Genomic DNA, 20,594 nt, shown 5'->3' with positions numbered 1-20,594 from the left:
TGACTATTTTGCTCAGTTCATCATCAGATTCGTTCTACACCGATGTTTTTAGCAATCACACCGGATATGACCCGATCAGGCCGCTACAAAATAAACTGGCGGCACCGCGTCGCGATCAGCCCGGTTGAGGAAAAGATCATGTCAGGATGTTTAACCGGATGTGACAACCTATAATCAACGCAGTTTGTTGACCTGCAGGAATGCAGGTTTTACTCCCGCCCCAAAGGATGAGATCCCGCTGATGTTTTCTCGCTTTTTTATTTATCGTCCCGTGTTCGCATGGGTTGTTGCCATTTTAATTATGCTGCTTGGTGCGCTTTCCATCACCCTGTTGCCGGTTGAACAATATCCTGATGTTGCACCGCCCTCGGTAAATATCAGTGCGACTTACACCGGTGCCTCTGCGGAGACGCTGGAGAACAGCGTCACTCAGGTGATTGAGCAGCAGCTGACCGGGCTGGATAATCTGCTCTATTTTACCTCCAGCAGCAGCTCGCAGGGGAATGTGTCGGTCACCGTCACTTTCAGTCAGGGCACCGATCCGGATACCGCGCAGGTGCAGGTGCAGAACAAGGTGCAGCAGGCGCTCTCGCGTCTGCCCAGCGAGGTGCAGCAGCTTGGCGTCACCGTGACCAAATCACAGTCGAACTTCCTGCTGGTGATGGGGCTGTATGACACGACAGGTAAAAGCAACAGCACCGATATCGGCGACTGGCTGGTCAGTAATATGCAGGAGCCGCTGGCCAGGACTGAAGGCGTCGGTGACATCCAGGTGTTTGGCGGCCAGTATGCGATGCGCATCTGGCTCGATCCCTACAAGCTAAACTCTTATGCGTTGCAGCCCTCTGACGTGTCGGCAGCAATACGCTCGCAGAACATTCAGGTTTCAGCCGGTAAAATCGGCGGCCTTCCATCACCTGACAATCAACAACTCACGGCCACGGTCAGAGCGCAGTCACGGCTGCAGACGCCGGAACAATTTCGCAACATCATTGTTAAAAGTGATAAAAGCGGCGCCATCGTGCGGGTAGGGGATGTGGCGCGGGTAGAGCTGGGCGGCGAATCTTATGACATGACCACCCGACTCAACGGGCATCCTGCGGCGGGTGTCGGCGTAATGCTGGCACCGGGTGCGAATGCGCTGGCCACGGCGACGCTGGTCAAAAACAAAGTTGAAGAGTATCGCCACTCGATGCCGCAGGGCTACGAAGTGGCCTATGCGCTCGACAGCACCGACTTCATCAAAATCTCCGTTGAGGATGTGGTGATCACCCTGATTGAAGCCATCGCGCTGGTGGTGGTGGTGATGTACCTGTTCCTGCAAAACATCCGCGCGACGCTGATCCCGGCGCTGGCGGTGCCGGTCGTGCTGCTCGGCACCTTTGGTGTACTGGCGCTGTGCGGCTATACCATCAATACCCTGACGCTGTTTGCGATGGTACTGGCTATCGGGCTACTGGTGGATGATGCGATCGTGGTTGTGGAAAACGTCGAGCGCATTATGCATGACGAAGGTTTGCCGGCGCGTGAGGCAACGGAAAAGTCGATGAAGGAGATCTCCGGTGCGCTGGTGGCTATCGCGCTGGTGCTTTCCGCTGTCTTTCTGCCTATGGCCTTTTTTGCCGGATCAACCGGCGTGATCTATCGGCAGTTCTCCGTCACTATCATAGCCGCCATGACCTTCTCTGTGGTGGTGGCGCTAACCCTGACGCCTGCGCTGTGTGGCATGCTGCTGCGGCCAACAGCACCCCATCGCAAAGGCTTCTTTGGCGGGTTTAACCGCTTTTATGCTGCCACCGAGCGTCAGTATCGTCATAAAGTGGTGAAAACGTTGCGTCGTCCGCTAATCATGGTGTCACTCTACGCCGCAATGGGCGTGGTGCTGTTTGTGATGTTCACCCGACTGCCAGGCAGCTTCCTGCCGACCGAAGATCAGGGCAGCATTATGCTTCAGGCGACGTTGCCTGCGGGCGCAACCGCCAGCCGCACAGAGGCCGTTAATCAGCAGATTGTTGACTGGTTCCTGACGGAAGAGAAACAGAACATTGATGTGGTCTTCACCATCAACGGCTTTAACTTCAGCGGTGCGGCGCAGAATGCCGGTATGGCGTTTATCAAACTTAAAAACTGGGACCAGCGACCCGGCAGTGAGAACTCTGCCGAAGCGATTGCCGGACGCGCCACCTATGCGCTTGCGTCGATTCGGGATGCGCAGATCTTTGCACTGACACCGCCGTCGGTGCCGGGGCTGGGACAGAATAATGGCTTCACCTATGAGCTGCTGGCCAGCGGTGGCACCACGCGTGAGCAACTGGGTAACCTCCGCGATCAGCTGTTGCAGAGCGCCGCGCAAAGCCCGGAACTGATCGGCGTGCGGGCGAATATCCTGCCACAGACTCCGCAGCTGCAGATTGATATCGATACCAGTAAAGCGGTGGCGCTGGGACTTCAGCTGGATGATGTGACCGACACGCTGACCAGCGCCTGGGGCGGAGCTTACATCAATGACTTTATTGATCGTGGCCGGGTGAAACGCGTTTATCTGCAGGGCGATGGTCAGTATCGCTCCGCGCCGTCGGATCTGGATAAGTGGTACATCCGTAACAGTGAAGGCAGCATGACGCCGTTCTCAGCGTTTGCTTCGACCCGCTGGACCATGGGACCGGAAAGTCTTAACCGCTACAACGGCTCTGCCTCGTATGAAATTCAGGGTCAGAACGCCGAAGGGTTCAGCTCCGGTGATGCCATGAACACCATTGAGCGGCTGGCCAATGAACTACCGGCAGGCACGACGGGCGCGTGGAGCGGACTCTCGCTGCAGGAGAAGCAGGCGGGCGGGCAGTCGACCACGCTTTATGCGATCTCGATTCTGGTGGTTTTCCTCTGCCTGGCTGCGCTGTATGAAAGCTGGTCGGTGCCATTCTCCGTACTGTTAGCGGTGCCACTCGGTGTATTGGGTACGGTGCTTGCCGTGGCGCTGCGCGGATTAAGCAACGATATCTACTTCCAGGTGGCGTTGCTGACTACGGTCGGGCTGACTTCCAAGAACGCGATATTGATTATCGAATTTGCCGAGGATGCAGTGCGTCGGGGCAGTTCGCTGAGTGCTGCAGCGTTACTGGCGGCACGCACCCGTCTGCGACCGATTATGATGACCTCACTGGCCTTTATCGCCGGGGTGATACCGCTGGCGTTGGCGACCGGTGCCGGTGCTAACAGCCGCATCGCCATCGGCACCGGTATCATTGGCGGCACGCTGGCAGGTACCGTGCTGGCATTATTCTTCGTTCCGCTATTCTTTGTGCTGGTGAAGCACTATCTGACCCGGCATCGTGACGCAAAATAATGCTCTCAGCTCGTCTGTCCGACAGGACTGGCGGGCTGAAATCACGGCTCCTCCGGTAAAACGTGCCGTCAGATCCGCTATCCGGGTCGCGCATACCAGAGAGGTGAAAAAGCGTAAAAGTATTTTATGGCAGAGACAGATGAGGGGCGAAAATCGTCGTGGGTTCACTCAGGAGAGATGCCACTCCATGGCGTAAAACGTCCTAAAGCGCTTTATTCAGAATTACTTAGAAGGACGGCGACTAATCTTGCCTCCTTTCCGACCGGCTTCCCTGGCTTTCTCATGATCATTTTTGAAATTGCCCCCACTGACTTTGCCTCCTGCACTGCCAGCTTCACTCGCACGTTCCGGATCGTTGGCAAAATTACCGGCACCACCTCTGTATTTCTGTTGTGTCATAGGAAGACCTCATATCAATGTTCCATTAGATAAAAAGGACTAGCTAGTCACACCAGGAAGCATAGTCGCCCGCTTCGTTTATGCAAATGCACAGCGTCAAGGCCTTGATAAGGCAGAGATTAAATTTCTTCTGCCGGTTAGCCACAGCAGGGCAATGACTGATGAGCTACGCTTAAAGGCCTGACGAAAAAGGAGAATGCTATGAGCGACGCGACATTAATCGACACGCTTGAGTTTGGTTCTGACGAGCAGAAGCAGAAATATGAAATCTACGGCGATGATGCACAGACGCCCACTTTTGCTGTGATCTCACGACAGCAGGGCGATAGCTGGCAGAAACTGGAGGAGAAAATCACTTTTGCTGCGCAGGATGAACAGCAGGAAGCGATGGGATCAATGGGCTACGGCTCCGGCGATACGCTGCCCGATCTACGCGATTTGACTGCCGAAGCGCGGGAGCGTTGCGAACGGCACTGGCAGGAGCAGAGTGCATAAAGAGTGCATAATGAGCAGAGAGCTGCTCATTTTTAGCAGTGAAGGCGTCCGATTAAGAGAGACGCCAGGAGGCCGCAGAATAAACCTCTGAGTGCTCTCTTTTTCCGACAGCCACCACATAACCGACCCAGCGCATTAACGATCATCCAGTGTGACCCGTACAGGCTCAAGGTTCCTCAGGCGTTCTTTAACGCTGTCTGCTAACGTTGCATCTTCGTCACTGAGTAACGTCTGCTTAAAGGGAAGACGTTCATTATCTGCGATATATTCAGCCATGAGGCGCAGCGCATCAGATGGCGTTACACCCATTTTTTCGGGCGCAGCATAGGATGGTGTTTTCAGATCATCATCGATTCGAATGTTAATTGTGCCCAGGGTCAGCCCTTTTGTATTTACATTTGACATTACAATTAGCGTATTGGTGAGTCTGCATCGCAAACAGCAGACATCAGTTACCAGCACAGCTTTACATCTGCCCACCAGACTCTCGTCCTGTATTATTTTATGCTACGAAAATGTAACAAACTCATCCATTAAACCAACTGCAGCAATCGTTAAAGGTTTTCCCGCTGGTGGCGATAACTCAATGGCGTTGAGCGCGCCAGTCAATGATGAATCCGGCACTCAGCGACGAGTTCTGAACGCGAACGGACCTGCATTTAGCCCTCCTTTTATACACATCAGACAATGCGAATTAAGCGCAAGTTACTCACATAAAAGCGAAAATAATAATATGTCGATCATTAAGACGATCAAAAGACGCCTGCCTGTTGCCCGTCTTAGGCGTAGCAGCCAGCCAGCGAATGGCACCTGGGATTGTCGTGCGTTGCCAGATTCACTCTCTTCCATTGGTTTAAGCTCGCGCGCGGGCGGGATCCTGATGACGTTTGTTCCACCAGAAGCCGATTTTCAGCGGGTCAGTCAGGCCTGGCAGCGCTTTAACACCCCCGATCTGACGGTGCTGACGCTCTCTTCCAACGGTGCGCTGAGCAGCAGTCGATCACAAAGTACCTACTGTGAGGGGAATGGCCCGGAAGGAAGCTATCTCTGGCTGCCCGACACGCTGATCGCCAGTCATGAGACACACATTGTCGACCTGCATGTCGCCGACACACAGACCGCCAGCCAGCGTATCACCGCCATCCAGCAGGAGCTGGCACGGTTGCAGGTGCGGATGCCGCTTTCGGCGGATCGTACTTTCGCCATGATTTACTGCGATGGATTGTCAGCGTCAGAAGGCTTTCTGATGCAGGCCTGGTACAACTGTGGGCGTTTTCCCTGCCTGGCGATTGGTGGTTCAGCGGGCGGCAAAATCACCTTTGATGGCACCTGGATTGGTGCGGGTGGGAGGGTACTGCAGGGCAAGGCTGTCATCGTGTTCTGCCAGATGGCAGCAGGAAAATCCTTTGCGCCGTTTAAAAGCCAGAACTTCACGCCACGCGAGCAGAGCTGGCTGATTGCTGAAGCCGATCCGATTGCGCGCACCGTCACTTCTGTATTTAACCGTCAGGGTCAGCAGCAGCCGTTTGTCGCGTCGCTGTGTGAACATCTCAACTGCACCGAAGCGCAGTTGACCGAGCGGCTAAAGGGGTTAACTTTCGGCGTTAAAGTCGGTGGGGAGTACTTCATTCGCTCGATCGCCAAAATTGAATCGGGTGGCGTGCACTTTTTCTGTGACCTTGAGTTTGGCGATCGGCTGTTCCTGATGGAAGAAAAAGACTTTAAACAGGCGACACAGCAGGAGTGGCAGGCTTTTACTGCCCGGCATGGCAAACCGGCCGCAATACTCATGAACGACTGTATCCTGCGTCGTGTAGGTAATGCTGACAAACTGCACAATGCCCACTTCTTCAAAGGGATTGCCGCGGCCGGCTTTTCCAGCTTTGGTGAAATCCTGGGCGTGCCAATCAATCAGACGCTTTCGGCGCTGGTGTTTTTCAATCATGACGTCAAAGCGATGAGCCAGTTTCCGGTGGAGTATGCCGGTTACGCTGCCCATTACGCGCAGCGCGCGTTGCGCCGCTGGGAAGCGCTGAACAGCATTCAGACACGGGTGCTGGATCGGGTGATCAACTATCAGCAGGCGCTGACGCCGCTGATGGAGGCGCTACCGGTACTGGAAACGGCGACTCACAGCCAGGGCGAAACGCTGAGTCTGGCAGAAAGCAGTATCCGTAACATCAGCAACATCGCCACTGAGAGTCAGCAGGCGCAGGGCCGGCTGGATGAAGGGCTTGACGATCTGGAAAAAATATCGAATGGCATCAATGAGATTACGCATGGCATCAGCAATATAGCTTTCCAGACTAACATTCTGGCGCTGAATGCCGCTGTCGAAGCAGCACGTGCAGGCGAGGCTGGCCGCGGCTTCGCCGTAGTAGCAGGCGAAGTTCGTCGTCTGGCACATTCGTCGAAAGAGCAGGCTGAAGCCACGGCGAGTAACATCGGCGAGGCGGTTACCACCATCTCACGGATCCGGCTGGTGGCCAATGACTCGGCACAGACGGCGGCACAGATGGCTGAGCGCAGCATCAGCGCGGCCGATACGCTGGCAGCCATGAATCAGCAGACCCGACATGAGCGCGCCGACATTGCGAAGCATCTCGGCAGCCTGCGTGAACTGACGCAGGGAATGGACGCGATGCAGGAAGCGGTCGCGCAGCTCAAAGTGTTACAAACGCTTTCCGGGGCGCAGGTTAAAGGCTGATTTATCAACATAAAAGACAAAAAAGTGCGGTGTAAGCGTAACGGCCAGGCAAGGCAGGCTTTCAGTTGTTACACTTGTCGGTGATTAACCACGCAGAGGTACTAATGAAAATCAAAAGTTATGCAGCCATGCAGGCTGGCCAGGCCCTTGAACTCTATGAGTACGATGCCGCCGAGCTGGCAGCCGAAGAAGTCGAAGTCCAGGTGGAATATTGTGGCGTCTGCCACTCAGATCTGTCGATGATCGATAACGAATGGGGCATCTCTCAGTTCCCGGTGATTGCAGGACATGAAGTGATTGGCCGGGTTTCAGCCCTGGGCGAAGCGGCTAAAAGCAAAGGTCTCTCAATCGGCCAGCGTGTAGGAATTGGCTGGACAGCCAAAAGCTGTCAGCACTGCGATGCCTGTATCAACGGCGAGCAGGTTAACTGTCAGCAGGGCAGCATCCCGACCATCATGAACAAGGGTGGTTTTGCCGAGAAGCTGCGCGCCGACTGGCAATGGGTTATCCCGCTGCCGGAAAAACTGGATGCGGCCAGCGCCGGTCCGCTGCTGTGCGGCGGTATTACCGTATTTAAACCCCTGCTGATGAGCAACATCACTGCGACCAGCCGTGTTGGCGTGATTGGTATTGGCGGTCTGGGCCATATCGCGATTAAACTCCTGCACGCGATGGGTGCCGAAGTCGTGGCCTTCAGCTCAACGCCGGATAAGAAGCAGTCGATTCTGGATATGGGTGCGGATGAAGTGGTTAACAGCCGTGATCCTGAAGCCCTGAAGAAGCAGGCGGGTCGTTTTGATCTGATCCTGAGCACCGTGGCAGTCGACCTGGACTGGAAACCTTATTTCGCCGCGCTGGCACCTCAGGGTAAATTCCACACTGTGGGTGCCGTAATGAAGCCGATTGAAGTCAGTGCTTTTGATCTGATCCTGGGCGACAAAGCGGTAACCGGTTCATCAACCGGCTCACCAGGCCAGCTGCGCTCGCTGTTGCGACTCGCATCGCGTGCGGATATTGCGCCACAGGTTGAATTCTTCCCGATGTCAGACATCAATAAAGCGCTGGATCACGTCCGCGCCGGTAAAGCCAATTACCGCGTGGTTCTTAAAGCCGATTTCTGATGCGAATCTGAAATGAATATGCCGCAGCCTGCTGCGGCATTTTTTTTGTCCTCATGTTGTCAGCCCTGCTCCTGATAATTTGTTTCACAATCAGGTCATGCCCTTTCTTCCATCAAGCTCGGACTCCCGTCAGCGATACATTCAAAACTGGCCCGAATCCATCGAACACTGTCCTGTGAGCCTGTCACGGGCAGGTCAGAGCATGCGGTAAAGTGAACGTATCGCAGCCTGTAAGCCTGGCTGATATCAAAACAGACCGTTTATGGAGCACACAATGAAGCTGACCCAGATTCGTAATGCCACACTGCTGCTGGAGTATGCAGGCAATAGATTCATGATCGATCCGATGCTGGCTGATAAAGAAGCGTGGCCAGGCTTTACCGGTAACGCCCGTCCCCATCTGCGCAATCCCATGGTTGAGCTGCCTCTCCCGGTTGAGGCGCTGCTGGAGGTAGATGCAGTGATTGTCACCCACACACATATGGACCATTGGGACGAGGCTGCGCAGCAGCTTATACCGAAGACGATGATGATCTATAGCCAGAATGAAAGTGATGCAGCGCTGATTCGTTCGCAGGGTTTTGCACATGTGCGGGTGCTGCAGGATGAAAATTCGTTTGTCGACGGCCTGACAATCCACAAAACAGAGGGTCAGCATGGCAGCAATGCGTTGTACGCCGACAAAACAATGGGCGATATTCTGGGTGATGCCTGTGGTCTGGTGTTTACCCATCCGTCAGAAAAAACGCTCTACATTGCCGGGGATACCGTCTGGGTTAAGCCTTATGTCAGAACGCTGCAACGTTTTCAGCCGCAGGTCGTGGTAATCAATGCCGGCAATGCGACTAACGATCTCTATGGCCCGATTATCATGGGAAAAGAGGATACGCTGCGTACGCTCAATATTCTGCCTGAAGCGACACTGGTAACTTCGCACATGGAAGCGATCAACCATTGTCTGCTGACACGCGCTGAACTGCGAGCTTACACCCAGGAACAGGATATTGCTGACCAGGTAGTGATCCCGGAAGATGGTGAAACGATGATGTTCTGAGCATCGTGGCATTAAACCGGCCCAGTTGCGCGGTTCATTCTTAATCATACATTTTCACACAATAAGGGGGGGAAGATGGCTGCTCTGAGAGTTGCTGTGCTGGCAACAGCCGGTTTTAGTCCATTTCATTTTTCAGTTCCCTGCATTCTGTTCGGCTCTGCTCTGCCGCAGCAGGATCTGTTTCATATTGATATCTGTGCAGAAAAATCAGGCCCGGTGATCTCAGAGATGGGGCTGTCAATCATGGTGGCGCATGGGCTAACCCTGCTTGATCAGGCAGATATCGTTATCGTGCCATACTGGCACAATCCGGACGAAAAACCGTCACAGGCGCTGCTTGATAAGCTGATGGCTACCTGGCAGCGTGGCGCGGAGGTCGTCGGACTTTGTCTGGGGACTTACGTACTGGCTTATGCAGGCCTGCTTGATCAGCATCGGGCTGCTACCCACTGGGAATTTGAGCGTGACTTCAGCGAACGCTTTCCGCAGGTTCTGCTCGACAGCAATGCCCTTTATACCCGGGACGATCGTCTTATCACCTCTGCCGGCACTGCGGCGGGTATCGACTGCTGTCTGGACATCATCCGTCAGCACTATGGCAGCGCCGTAGCGAATCGGGTGGCCAGACGTATGGTGGTGCCGCCTTACCGTGAAGGCGGACAGGCGCAATTTATTGAGCGGCCAGTTCCGGCGTCCACGCGAGACGGTAAGATCAATGCACTGCTGGCATTCCTGCGAGAGAATCTGCATCAGCCGCAGGATCTGGACTCACTCGCGCACACACTCAGCATGAGCCGGCGAACGCTGACGCGCCATTTTCATAAGGCGACGGGGATGTCACTGGGCGATTGGCTGACGGCTGAGCGTCTGCAGCGTAGCCAGCAGTTACTGGAAACCACCGGCATCAGCATTGAATGTGTAGCAGCAAAGGCAGGCTTTGATTCACCTGTCTCATTCCGGCAGCGTTTCAAATCCCGGTTTGGCGTCTCTCCCAGCGAGTGGCGCCGGACGTTTCGTGGTCCACAGAAGAGGGTGAACGACGAGAAAGTGGCAAAAGATAACGCATGATCAAGTCGGGATGGCTATCGGCATTCCGGGATTTTAATGCCGGAATAGTGTCACACAGTAGCGGTCACTATTCCGGCAGAAATGTTGCGATTAAAGCAGGAAATCATCCAGCGACTGACCATTTTCAATCGCCGCTTTAATGACGGAGGGCGTTCGACCCTGACCGGTCCAGTAACGGACCAGGCCATTTTCATCGGTGTAACGGTATTTGGCCGGACGTTTCGCGCGTTTCTTTGTACCGGTTTCGGAAGGCGATGCGCTATTTACCAGCTCCGCTGGGTCAATGCCTTCTTCCAGCAACAGCTCCTGGTAAAACGCCAGCTTCTCCGCTTTTTCACGGGCTTCTGCTGCCCGCGCGTTTTCCTCATCACGACGCTCATTTACTACGGTCTCTAATTTCTGGCGCAACTCTTCGAGCATATCCAGAGCCATATTGCGCGCCTCTGCACGAAGCGTGCGGATATTATTCAGGCTGCTCAGGTTCTTATTCATAAATTTCCTCAAATATCCAGGCTAATCAATAAAGTGCAAATTATTCAGCCAGCAAGGGTAACATTTACGTGCCTGCGAATTGAAGCTTAAATGTGGATTTATTCGCTAGTAATGCTGCACTATGAACACTGATTGAGCCAGTTAAGGTGAGGATTTAAGCGAATTCTGCTGTTTTAATGCAGATTGTCATTATCGAAGCGGGATTGCAGGATTTGCATTTTTGCTTTTGATTAACTGTGCTTAAATCAGTCAACCGGGTTTATTAAGGACAGGCATGAAGTTTCGCCGTAAAAACGATGGTCCTGCGCCAGAAATTTCACCGCTGCTGAGAAGCATAATGCTTTCAGGTGTATTACTCACTGTGGCGGTAATTGGATTAAATGTGTGGACGCTGCGGGAAGACTGGAATGAAACCGTCCGTAAAGCTGAGGATACGGCCGTGAATCTCTCACTTTCGCAGGCGCGGCAGGCTGACGATACGTTTCTGCAAACCGAACTTTCATTGCGCGAAGTACAACGTGAGCTTGAAAAGCAGCTCGCCACCACCGGTGCAGAGGGTAAGGCATTGAGTCAGACGATGCATCTCTTGCAGAGCCATCTGCCGCAACTTCACGGTCTGTTCTACTATGATGAGCGCGGCCGGTGGATAGCGACCTCGATGAGCAGGATACCGCCAGGTGTTGATAATTCCGATCGTGAGTATTTCGATTATCATCGTGCCAGCCCGCGCAATAACCTGCATATCGGCCCGGTCATTCGCAGCCGCACCACGCACGAACTGGTAATTCCGGTTACCCTGCGGGTCAACGATGCTTACAACGGTTTTAAGGGTGTATTGCTCGCCACCGTTAAAGTGGACTACTTTCGCCGTTTCTACAGCTACTACGAACTCAGTGATGGCGATGTGCTGGTGCTGATGCTGGCAGACAGTACGATGCTTTACGCCCGGCCGATGCCCGATAGCTACATCGGCAAAAATCTTTCAGTGAGTCCGCTGTTCCTGAAGATCCTGGCCAATTCGGATAAAGGAAGCGGTCAGTGGACGGCTGCGCTTGATGGTAAAAAGCGCATCTTCGGTTTTGTCCGCTCACAGCGATATCCGCTGGTGGTAGCCGCGGGCTACGATAAGCGTGCCCTCTTTAACTACTGGCTTAAGAGCTGGGTACAGGATCTGATTCTGAGTCTGGCTCTGCTACTTGTTATTCTTTTACTGGGTGCGTTTGTGCTGCGTCAGGTGCGCCATACGCTGCGTTATCAGCGTGAGCTGACACGATTACGCGATGAACTGACAGCAGCGAATCGCTCCCTGGAAAATCAGGCACAGAGTGACGGGCTGACAGGGGTTGCTAACCGTCGCCATTTCGACCACATGCTGACAGAAAGCCTGCTGAATGCGGAGCTGAGTGGCATGCCCGTGTCACTGATTCTGTTTGATATCGACTATTTTAAACGTTACAACGACACTTACGGTCATGTAGCCGGTGACGACTGTCTGAAAAAAGTGGCCACCGTTCTGAAACACGCCGCCCGGCGCAAAAACGAACTCACAGCCCGCTATGGCGGCGAAGAGTTTGCCATCATTTTGTCTGAACAACCGCTGTCCGCTGCGCTGGACCTGGCGGAGTCCATCATCGCAGCCGTCAATCTGCTCACTATTCCGCATATGACCACTGAGCTGCCGCAAAAGCACATTACCCTGAGTGCAGGCTGTGCCATGTATCTGGCTACTGATTCACAGCAAGGGAAACAGGCGCTGATAGAGCGTGCGGATGAGGCCTTGTATCGTGCGAAACGGGCAGGGCGCAACCGGGTGATGTGTGAAAAGCGCCCGGCTCAGCACGCGTGATCAAATTCTGAACTGCACCTGTGGCACGGTAATCGCTCAACCTCAACAGGGAGCGATCATGTCAGACGATACCGGTTTCACTCATCTTGCTTTACAGGTATGTGATTTAGAAAAAAGCGTAGATTTTTATCATCGTTATGCCGGGATGCAGGTAATACATCAGCGAGCACCGGGTATTGCGGAAGCGCAAAAAGTCGCATGGCTGTCTGACCTGACCCGACCTTTTGCTCTGGTACTGGTGCAATCTGATAACAGTAACGATACGCCACTGGGGCCTTTTGGTCATATTGGCGTAGCCTGCGGCAGTCGCAAAGAGATAGATGAAAAAGTGGCAATTGCGCGGCGCGAAGGTGTATTGCGACGCGATGCGCAGCAATCTGAAATACCCGTTGGTTACTGGGCATTTTTTGCCGATCCTGATGGTAATACGCTTGAACTTTCATTTGGTCAGCAGATCGGGTTGGCAATCATCAGGGCCCGTAAGTCCCCGTCGGTTGTGAATAGATAAAACGGCTCAGGTAAGTGAATAAAGCCTTTTATCTGCAACGCGATTACGCAGAGCATTTCGGTTATTACATTCAGGATAGTGTCTGTGCATGATTGTGTATGAAGGAGGATTGCAGTGCATGAAAGGCAGGAAAAGTAGGTGTTGTTGATTGATATGTTTCTGTCTGTTGATGATAAAAAACCGCCTGGGTAATGCCAGGCGGTTATCATCCAGGCATTCTGAATTAGATCAGAAAATCGTCCAGCGATTTACCTGCATCGATGGCTGATTTAATAGCCGATGGGGTACGGCCCTGACCTGTCCACTGCTTAACGTCACCATTCTCGTCGGTATACTGATATTTAGCCGGACGAGGCGCACGTTTTTTCTTCTCAGCGGGCGCAGTGGGCATACCATTTAACAGTTCGTTAGGATCGATACCTTCCTGCAACAATAATTCACGATATTTTGCCAGTTTCTCAGCTTTTTCACGATTAGCCGCTTCAGAAGCCTGAGCTTCTTCACGTCGCTCACTGACCACAACAGACAGTTTTTCCAGCATTTCTTCCAGGGCAGCAAGGTCAAGCTCGCGAGCATTTGCGCGGAGGGTACGGATATTATTCAAGCTGTTGAGAGTGTCACTCATCAAAGTCACCATAGTCATGTTCAGATAATAAAAATACAGAGCGGGTTCACGCTGATGCTTTTCGTCAGACCTGCTTTTTTAAAATGCTTGCCTTCGAAGAATCATAATACAGAACCAATAGTTCAACTTTAACATATTAATCTGTTTCTGAGAGAGTTGAAACTCTATTGAACGCATGCTCGTTAAACAAAAGTAAATTTACGCCATTTTTTTACTTACTTCACTCAAAATGGCTAAAACCCGTATCATCTGAGAAGCAGAGTAATTTAGCGGGGCTATGGATTAATCGTGCTGATTTTTCTGTAGTGGCAGCGGAGTCGCTTCGCTATTCGCATGCTCGTCCTGATAAAGAGGATAACGTTAGCTGCAAAGCTCACACGAAGTTACCGTACAGGGCAATGCTGCTGTGCATAATTTCGCTGTAAAGATCCCGCTATAAATTATTTCTCTCGTTTATTTACTGAAAAGCTGATTCAGCCTCACAGTGGTAAGTTCATGATAATAATTTAATTTTCCTATGAATTTCTCTGTTTTCAGAAACGTAACATAACGCATAACAGCGCTGCAAAATTGTCTGCCGGTTGGTTTAAATATGCGTGAAATGTGCTGTGCACTCAAACTGCTGGGTAGCGGTTGAGCAGAATCATTGCCTGTCCCTTACCATTAAACTGATTATTTACGGTAATAATTACCCTTTGTTCATTCAGAGTCTGCAACTAATAACCTCATGGCATACTGTGGATTCAGGCCTGTGTGCCATTTTATCCAGGATTATTGCTTAAGACGCATTAAACTCAGCGCCTGGTTGAACAACTTCGACCAGGATTGATAAGTGGTTTGACAACGTGTTCTCGTCTCAAGTCCACCACGTAAGGTATAGCAGAACAGAGTAATAATCGGCCCGGTGAGTGCGTGTATGAACGACGCTGTACTGTTGCCTGGTGTAATTAACCCTGTGGATTCTCATTTAAGCAGGGTTCATTCTTAGGTTACAGAGAGTAACGCAAGTTTAAATAGTTGCTAATGATAAGTTCGCACTATCAATCCGTTCTGGGGCTGAGCGGGTAAGGTCAGGCATCAGCATCATCTGATCTGAACGCGGTATACATGTTGCTAATGCAAACATGGGGAGGAATAACCTCAGTAAGCTACACTGAACAACAGATGCGTTAACGTCAGCGCGATGATTACTTCTGCAGAGGTCTGAAGTGTTTAAGGGCAATAAAAAATCATTACCGGTTCGTTACTGTAAAACGTGTAACAAACCGATGTCATGGCGTAAAAAGTGGGAGAAGTGCTGGAATGAGGTTTTGTATTGCTCAGAGCGTTGCCGGCGTCAGCGTTCTGCGCAGCATAAAGATGATGCAGAAATAAACGCTGAGCGGAACAAGTAAAACTCAAAGGAACAGGCCAGGTTTTGACCTGGCCTCACAGACCTCTATTGCTGAACCTCAATCTGTTGCCAGCCTTTTTTAAACATGCAATCTTTCACCAGTATCTCGCGCTGACTTTCATTGGCGTCACTGGTGGAGTAGTCGGTATCAGTCGTCTTATCTTTACTGTCTTTCGAGGTGTATTTACCACTGACGATATTATCAGGCGGTAAATCCCGCAGCGCCTGAGCCTGACAGGCTGTTTCTGCGATGGTTTCCTGCTGCTCAGATGCATCGGGTTTGACCCATTTATATTGCACACATCCGGTCAGACAAAGAGTGAACAACATCAGCATCAAAGGTTTCATCATCTGTTCCTCAGCGACACCCGCCAGCCTTGAGGCGAGTTATTCAGTAAGGAAGCCAGTCTGGTCAACTGAACGTGCTTCCTCACCTGCAAAAATAAATTTTCAGCCGACATTAAAATGTCAGACCGCCACCAATGTACGGTCCATCGATCAGCGTATGGCCTGGACGTCCATCTTTGCCATCGACACCCGCATAGCGGTAGCCCACTTTTAAGACCAGTGGGCCTAAAGGTGACCAGCTGACGCCAGCGTTTGCTTCCACAAAATTCTTAACGCTGTTGGTCAGCTGTTCCGGCGCGGAATACCCCTCACCATAAATCGCAAAATCGGCAGGCAGATTGATTTTCACACCGCCGCCGACAGGAAATGCGACGCCGTTATCCCCTTTTTTGCCACCGATGTAGGTAGCTTTAACGCCAGCGGTCAGCATCACCGGACCCATTTCCAGGTTATAGCCGGTACCCGCCTGACCAATCTGCACACCATCTGCCGTATTTTTGATCCACTGGCTGTCCAGATAGAGTCCGCCGGAAGAACGGCCAATTTCAGCATCCAGCGCAGAGGTGTTTTTACCTTGTTCAGCATTCAGGCCAATGGCCATTGCAGATGAAGAAACACACAGCAGCAAACCAAGGCTAATTAGGGAAATTTTCATTGCTCATTTTTTCCACATCAGGAGTTTTCAGGGAATCAATCAATATCGTTGTTTAAAGCGATTTACTTTTGCACCATTTCTTTAACATCATGCTGCTGCAACTGATGCATGTTTCCGTCCGCATCTTTATAGGAGAGCATGCCCGTTTCTTTATCTCTGACGGGTTTACCATGGGTGGTTATCATGTGGCCGTCATTGGTGGAGATGACATAATTGCCTGAGCAGGCGGAAATGGACATAACTGAAACCATCATCACGAAAGCGAAGGCAAATTTTCTGCCATAATTGAAAGATGTCATTTTACTTTCCACTCGTTGTTCTTTAAGAAGATGCGGTATTATTAGCTGTGTTTGTTAAACGACATGATAACAATCAAAGAGTACCGACCCGAATGCTCAAAAAAATGATCTGGATCATTTCCATAGTTTGCTCAGAAGAGGATTAATTATTGCACATTGTTTAAAAACTAAGGTGTTTAAATAAACGCATTGCACTTTTCTGGTTCCCAAAAGTGATATGCATGAAGAATCCTATCAAGTGCTAACCAATCATTTAACAATAGCGACTTAATGACATGATAATTTAATGTTTCAAATTTTATGTTGTGGCTATTTTCCTTTTCGCTATATTGAACCGGCAATATCATTCTGATTAGTGTAATTTAACAAGGATTTAATATAGCTATGAAAAAAACAATTATCGCTTTTGTTCTGGTTGCTTCACCATTAACCGTGTTCGCTGCAACTGATTCCTGCAAAGATCAACTCGCAGATATTTCAGCTAAAAGCGAAATCGCTAAAATACATGGAAATAGTGCAGAAATTGCACGGCTCAATATTGCGCGTAACAAAATTGAAACCTATTGTACTGATGAGCGTCAGGCAACGCGTGCCTCTCATGATGTCAGTAAACGTGAGATGAAAGTCAAAAAAGCGGAACTTGAACTTCAGGAAGCACAGCAGGAACTGGCTGAGGCCAGAGTCGATGGACGTAGCGATAAAATCAGAAAAAAAATGACAAAGGTAGAAGAGAAGAAGCTGAAGCTTGAATCTGCAAAAATGGATTTAAAAGAAGCTGAGGCAGATGCTCAGAGACTGAACTGATATCCCACTATTTTCAGGCTCACTATGTGAGCCTGAAAACGTTTTGATGATCTCTGCCTCTTTCGTTATTAGTCACAACACCGTTTTTATAAGTGTCGCAATGCTATAAAAGACAGTTAGCTGCTTGTTCAGATGAGCAGTCAATACCTGTCGCCACTCCCTATCTCCGTGGCACCAGAAAATCCCTCCCTGCAATCGGGGCGTGTATAATCAGCGTTACAGGTTTAAGTTAACTAGCTGAAATAAGACATAAAAAAACCACTCAATCGAGTGGTTATAAACATTACAAAATACTTCATGAGCAAAGCTGCGATACAGAATAATTTAATACCGGGATATATCTATGCCAGAAAATGATAACTATCAACCTGCAGGCGAGCTAAGTAATTTGTGCGGAAATAGGTAGATATTAATTATTATTATTGCCATATTGAGAACAGTGTTAAAGAGGTTATTTCCAACAAGAGGGTTTTAATTTATTGTTATACTTTGTTGATTGTTAACATAGATTCAACTTTGATTATTTTTTTAATGGTTTTATGGTGCGAGCGCCTTACTGATGACATTTTCAAAACACGTGCAGACAATAAAACTTCTTAAGATCCCGTTAAGATCTGGGATGTAAATTACCCTGGAAATTTAACGGAGATAAAAATATGAAAAAGATTATGTTGGCGGTGTTATTAGCAGGAATGAGTCTGGGTGTTTCTGCGCAGGAAGGATTTATTAATCCGGCAGGGCAGGGGTCTTCGCTGGGCGGTTTTAAAGGCCCGACACCGGGTGTCGCTTCAGTGGCTCAGGCTAAAACACTACGTGACGACGCATGGGTCGTTCTTGAAGGCAATATCATCCGACAGGTTGGTCATGAACTTTATGAATTTAAAGATGCCACTGGAACGATTTACGTCGATATCGACGACAAGCGCTGGATGGGACAATCATTGTCACCCGCTGACAAAGTCCGCATAGAAGGCGAAGTCGATAAAGACTGGAACAGCGTTGAAATTGATGTGAAAACGGTCCGTGTTCTGAAGTAACCTGTATTTACCACTGATATGGCAGTGACCTGAAGCCGGGCCACTGTCATTTTTATATGCACGTTCCCGGTTGGGTATTCCAGAGTAAGCAATAAATATTCACGAAGCCTGTCCGGCAGGATAGCGATGACAAAAACGTCAAGGTTTAACATCGGATGAGACGGTGCATTCACAACTTATAAAATGGTACTGAATCAGTCCTGAAGCAGATATAGATTAGTTACAACACACTTGTTTGTGGATATCTGAACAGGCGATCTTCCTATGAAATGTGCATGTTTTTGGCCAAATCTAAGCGAGCCGTTCTGAAAGCCCGAGTGCTCATTGACAAGCCGTCGGGCACGGCCCGAAGGGCCGTAATTGTTCTTTATAGTAAACCTGCATGATGTAACTAAAATTCTTCGTTATCTTCTTTTCGGAATTTCAAAATGGGGGACCATAGCGCCTGGATGAAATGAGAGGCAGATACTTTACACCCGGATTCGCTCAGGCAGGTACTATTGTACACAATGTCGTTATGATATGTTTGTCATACCTGAACTCTGAAGCCGCTCTGTAAACTGAGACATGTTTTACATGACAACCAGCTGGTCTGATAGTCCCTCACAGGTGAGTATTAAAGATAAAAAAGGTTTCTGAATCAGGATAGTTTCAGAAACCTTTTATCGATCACCGTTACGTCCGGCGAAGTAACCGTGTTAGCTGCTTCACATCAGCCGATCTGGAAAGCCATAAAGAGACCGTTGTTGAACCATGTTACTTTTTCACCCGCGCCATTAAGCATCCATCCAGCCTCACCAATGGATGAGTTATTCCAGTCTTTATTCTCTGTTGCACTGGCAAACCCCAGAGCATTGATACTTTTAGCGGCACGGTCATAGTTAAAGTAGCCCTGCGAATTCAGACCCGCATCATTCCACAAGCCAAGAAGTTTCGAGTAACCGATGTCAGCGCCACTTACGGTGATCACTTCTGAGATATACAATTCACGCATTTTAACATCCTTTTATGTCTGTATAATTTAACTGGTAACGCAGGGGAATTTTAGCAAGAAAGTACTGAGATTGTAGCTGACCTGAATGTCAATTATCATTATCAAAAGAAATTTAAAATAAATCGTAAATGGATTTTTTTTGATTGATTTGATAAGAGAAAGCATGCCTTTATGCAAGACCCGTCAGAATTGACATGTAATAATTTTATTTTTTCATCTTATGAAAACAAGATTTTTTGCGTACACAATTGCTGATTTAGTAAAATAAACTATACTGCGCGTCGTGATTTTTCCATTATTGCTTTACCTAAGCAACGAAACCAGTGATTATTTTTCCATAAGAATCATAACGTTTAGCGATTCACGTGCCTCCAGACGAGCCTGGAGGCTAATCTTTTTATAATGAATCTATATTTCACTTATTTAATTCGGATGGTTTTGATGTAATAGCAGAATTTTTTCATGTCAGTATTAACAGAACCCCAAAAATATTAATCCTTTTTTACGACAGAAATTCTGCGTATTTAAAAAATTTTTACTGATTAAAACAGTGTATGCCGCCACACGAAAGTTTGAGCAAAAAGACATCATGAAAGATATTCAGTCAGGCCAGGATAAAGGGGCAGAACAGCATCGCTCGCGATACCGTCTACTCCGCGTAAAACAATAATTATCGGATAAAAGAATCCCCTACTTGTGCCTGAGCATACCATTCCATTAACTCCCCAGCACCCGGCTCATTTTCGGCGGGTGCCCATGGTGCTGAGTCTTGTTCAGTCACAGGCTGGTAACCTCCGTGTTTAACCTCAAAAATAACGCCACCTTTATCCATCGATAACACCGCATGCCAGGTGCCGGCTTCCGTTTCCATGACCTTGCCCCCCTCTCCTAACATCACCCGTTGGGTCACATACCCATTTTCATCAAAATGTAATACCTGAAACCGCCCACAGAGCGAGGTCAGCAATTCAAAAGTATGCGGATGTCGGTGAGGGCGGACATAAGTGCCCGGCTCCATCGCGATGGCCAGCCGCTGCACCGGATCGCTCAATTCAGGGTGTAAATTACGATTGGCTCGTAAGCGAGGGGATTTCGCAGCCTCTTCGCTGAGATGCCGGAGGTCAGTAACAGTAATTTGTTTCATATAAGCCTTCTGGATTTTGGGCAACTTACGACAATCAGGTTGCCGTAAGGCTTTTGCCATTCTCAACGGATGAATAACCTCTGCATTCGCGGAGCAGATTGTTGTCGGGATTATAGATGCTGCTCAAAGCTATAAAACTGACGATGAGAGTTCTCACAAACATCGCCTGTATCGCGTGATACCAGGTTACAGAAAGATGTTCTCTGTTTCCTAAACGAAAGCCATTCAGAGCACTTTTCCACTGTCTGCCTGAAGCCAG

General features: G+C 49.8%; 20 protein-coding genes. 11 read left to right on the top strand and 9 right to left on the bottom strand.

Going from position 1 to position 20,594, the window contains the following annotated elements; translation table 11 throughout:
* Window positions 1-241 precede the first annotated feature (241 nt).
* Window positions 242-3,346 (top strand): efflux RND transporter permease subunit, encoded by a 3,105-nt coding sequence (locus NIM72_RS02685; protein ID WP_253418500.1) that lies wholly within the window; start codon window positions 242-244, stop codon window positions 3,344-3,346.
* A 222-nt stretch (window positions 3,347-3,568) separates the two neighbouring features.
* Here the strand turns inward: NIM72_RS02685 and NIM72_RS02680 are convergent, their stop codons facing one another.
* Entirely contained in the window at window positions 3,569-3,745 is a 177-nt protein-coding gene (locus NIM72_RS02680; RefSeq protein ID WP_009093122.1) for a general stress protein, read from the bottom strand.
* Between the two features lie 201 nt (window positions 3,746-3,946).
* On the opposite strand from NIM72_RS02680, the gene NIM72_RS02675 reads away from it, so the two are divergent.
* A complete protein-coding gene (locus tag NIM72_RS02675) occupies window positions 3,947-4,240 on the top strand; it encodes a hypothetical protein (RefSeq protein ID WP_161736671.1) in 294 nt (97 codons plus the stop codon).
* 135 nt (window positions 4,241-4,375) lie between these two features.
* Here NIM72_RS02675 and NIM72_RS02670 read toward each other — a convergent pair whose 3' ends face one another.
* On the bottom strand, window positions 4,376-4,615 hold the full coding sequence (locus NIM72_RS02670; protein WP_253418658.1) for a type II toxin-antitoxin system RelB/DinJ family antitoxin: 240 nt from the start codon (window positions 4,613-4,615) through the stop codon (window positions 4,376-4,378).
* A gap of 358 nt (window positions 4,616-4,973) precedes the next feature.
* Between NIM72_RS02670 and NIM72_RS02665 the strand changes: the two genes are divergently transcribed.
* The 4 genes from NIM72_RS02665 to NIM72_RS02650 all read left to right on the top strand — a co-directional run bounded on the left by NIM72_RS02665 (window position 4,974) and on the right by NIM72_RS02650 (window position 10,190).
* Window positions 4,974-6,947, top strand: a complete 1,974-nt coding sequence (locus tag NIM72_RS02665) for a methyl-accepting chemotaxis protein (protein ID WP_222925694.1) — start codon at window positions 4,974-4,976, stop codon at window positions 6,945-6,947.
* A 104-nt stretch (window positions 6,948-7,051) separates the two neighbouring features.
* Window positions 7,052-8,068 (top strand): NAD(P)-dependent alcohol dehydrogenase, encoded by a 1,017-nt coding sequence (locus NIM72_RS02660; protein WP_107320469.1) that lies wholly within the window; start codon window positions 7,052-7,054, stop codon window positions 8,066-8,068.
* 274 nt (window positions 8,069-8,342) lie between these two features.
* Window positions 8,343-9,122, top strand: a complete 780-nt coding sequence (locus NIM72_RS02655; RefSeq protein WP_253418497.1) for an MBL fold metallo-hydrolase — start codon at window positions 8,343-8,345, stop codon at window positions 9,120-9,122.
* Window positions 9,123-9,197: 75 nt separating this feature from the next.
* Window positions 9,198-10,190: a GlxA family transcriptional regulator gene (locus tag NIM72_RS02650; RefSeq protein ID WP_253418494.1), complete on the top strand. Its 993-nt coding sequence runs from the start codon at window positions 9,198-9,200 to the stop codon at window positions 10,188-10,190.
* 90 nt (window positions 10,191-10,280) lie between these two features.
* Here NIM72_RS02650 and NIM72_RS02645 read toward each other — a convergent pair whose 3' ends face one another.
* Window positions 10,281-10,682, bottom strand: coding sequence for an H-NS family nucleoid-associated regulatory protein (locus NIM72_RS02645; RefSeq protein WP_253418491.1), 402 nt, complete (start codon window positions 10,680-10,682; stop codon window positions 10,281-10,283).
* A gap of 274 nt (window positions 10,683-10,956) precedes the next feature.
* On the opposite strand from NIM72_RS02645, the gene NIM72_RS02640 reads away from it, so the two are divergent.
* Window positions 10,957-12,528 carry a sensor domain-containing diguanylate cyclase gene (locus NIM72_RS02640; protein ID WP_253418488.1) on the top strand — a complete coding sequence of 524 codons (1,572 nt, stop codon included), beginning with the start codon at window positions 10,957-10,959 and terminating at the stop codon, window positions 12,526-12,528.
* A gap of 55 nt (window positions 12,529-12,583) precedes the next feature.
* Entirely contained in the window at window positions 12,584-13,036 is a 453-nt protein-coding gene (locus tag NIM72_RS02635; protein ID WP_253418655.1) for a VOC family protein, read from the top strand.
* A gap of 223 nt (window positions 13,037-13,259) precedes the next feature.
* Here NIM72_RS02635 and NIM72_RS02630 read toward each other — a convergent pair whose 3' ends face one another.
* The gene (locus tag NIM72_RS02630) at window positions 13,260-13,661 is read right to left on the bottom strand and encodes an H-NS family nucleoid-associated regulatory protein (RefSeq protein WP_098049800.1); all 402 of its coding nucleotides are present in this window, start codon (window positions 13,659-13,661) and stop codon (window positions 13,260-13,262) included.
* Between the two features lie 1,208 nt (window positions 13,662-14,869).
* Here NIM72_RS02630 and NIM72_RS02625 point away from each other — a divergent pair.
* Complete coding sequence (locus NIM72_RS02625) at window positions 14,870-15,055, top strand: DUF2256 domain-containing protein (RefSeq protein ID WP_135911148.1); 186 nt, start codon at window positions 14,870-14,872, stop codon at window positions 15,053-15,055.
* A gap of 44 nt (window positions 15,056-15,099) precedes the next feature.
* Here the strand turns inward: NIM72_RS02625 and NIM72_RS02620 are convergent, their stop codons facing one another.
* The 3 genes from NIM72_RS02620 to NIM72_RS02610 form a co-directional block, all read right to left on the bottom strand.
* Window positions 15,100-15,405 carry a hypothetical protein gene (locus NIM72_RS02620; RefSeq protein WP_371876259.1) on the bottom strand — a complete coding sequence of 102 codons (306 nt, stop codon included), beginning with the start codon at window positions 15,403-15,405 and terminating at the stop codon, window positions 15,100-15,102.
* Between the two features lie 109 nt (window positions 15,406-15,514).
* Window positions 15,515-16,057 carry a YfaZ family outer membrane protein gene (locus tag NIM72_RS02615; protein WP_222925698.1) on the bottom strand — a complete coding sequence of 181 codons (543 nt, stop codon included), beginning with the start codon at window positions 16,055-16,057 and terminating at the stop codon, window positions 15,515-15,517.
* A 62-nt stretch (window positions 16,058-16,119) separates the two neighbouring features.
* On the bottom strand, window positions 16,120-16,356 hold the full coding sequence (locus NIM72_RS02610) for a YgdI/YgdR family lipoprotein (protein WP_161736740.1): 237 nt from the start codon (window positions 16,354-16,356) through the stop codon (window positions 16,120-16,122).
* A 384-nt stretch (window positions 16,357-16,740) separates the two neighbouring features.
* Between NIM72_RS02610 and NIM72_RS02605 the strand changes: the two genes are divergently transcribed.
* Complete coding sequence (locus NIM72_RS02605; RefSeq protein ID WP_253418486.1) at window positions 16,741-17,160, top strand: DUF1090 family protein; 420 nt, start codon at window positions 16,741-16,743, stop codon at window positions 17,158-17,160.
* 656 nt (window positions 17,161-17,816) lie between these two features.
* Complete coding sequence (locus tag NIM72_RS02600; RefSeq protein ID WP_161736742.1) at window positions 17,817-18,197, top strand: YgiW/YdeI family stress tolerance OB fold protein; 381 nt, start codon at window positions 17,817-17,819, stop codon at window positions 18,195-18,197.
* Between the two features lie 712 nt (window positions 18,198-18,909).
* Here NIM72_RS02600 and NIM72_RS02595 read toward each other — a convergent pair.
* Both NIM72_RS02595 and NIM72_RS02590 read right to left on the bottom strand, forming a co-directional pair.
* Window positions 18,910-19,191, bottom strand: coding sequence for a hypothetical protein (locus tag NIM72_RS02595; RefSeq protein WP_161736743.1), 282 nt, complete (start codon window positions 19,189-19,191; stop codon window positions 18,910-18,912).
* A gap of 670 nt (window positions 19,192-19,861) precedes the next feature.
* Entirely contained in the window at window positions 19,862-20,335 is a 474-nt protein-coding gene (locus NIM72_RS02590) for a WbuC family cupin fold metalloprotein (RefSeq protein WP_222925700.1), read from the bottom strand.
* Between the last annotated feature and the right edge of the window lie 259 nt (window positions 20,336-20,594).

This window comes from Pantoea sp. B550, assembly GCF_024158165.1.
Lineage (GTDB): Bacteria > Pseudomonadota > Gammaproteobacteria > Enterobacterales > Enterobacteriaceae > Pantoea > Pantoea alfalfae.
This window is presented reverse-complemented; position numbering and strand designations above follow the sequence as displayed.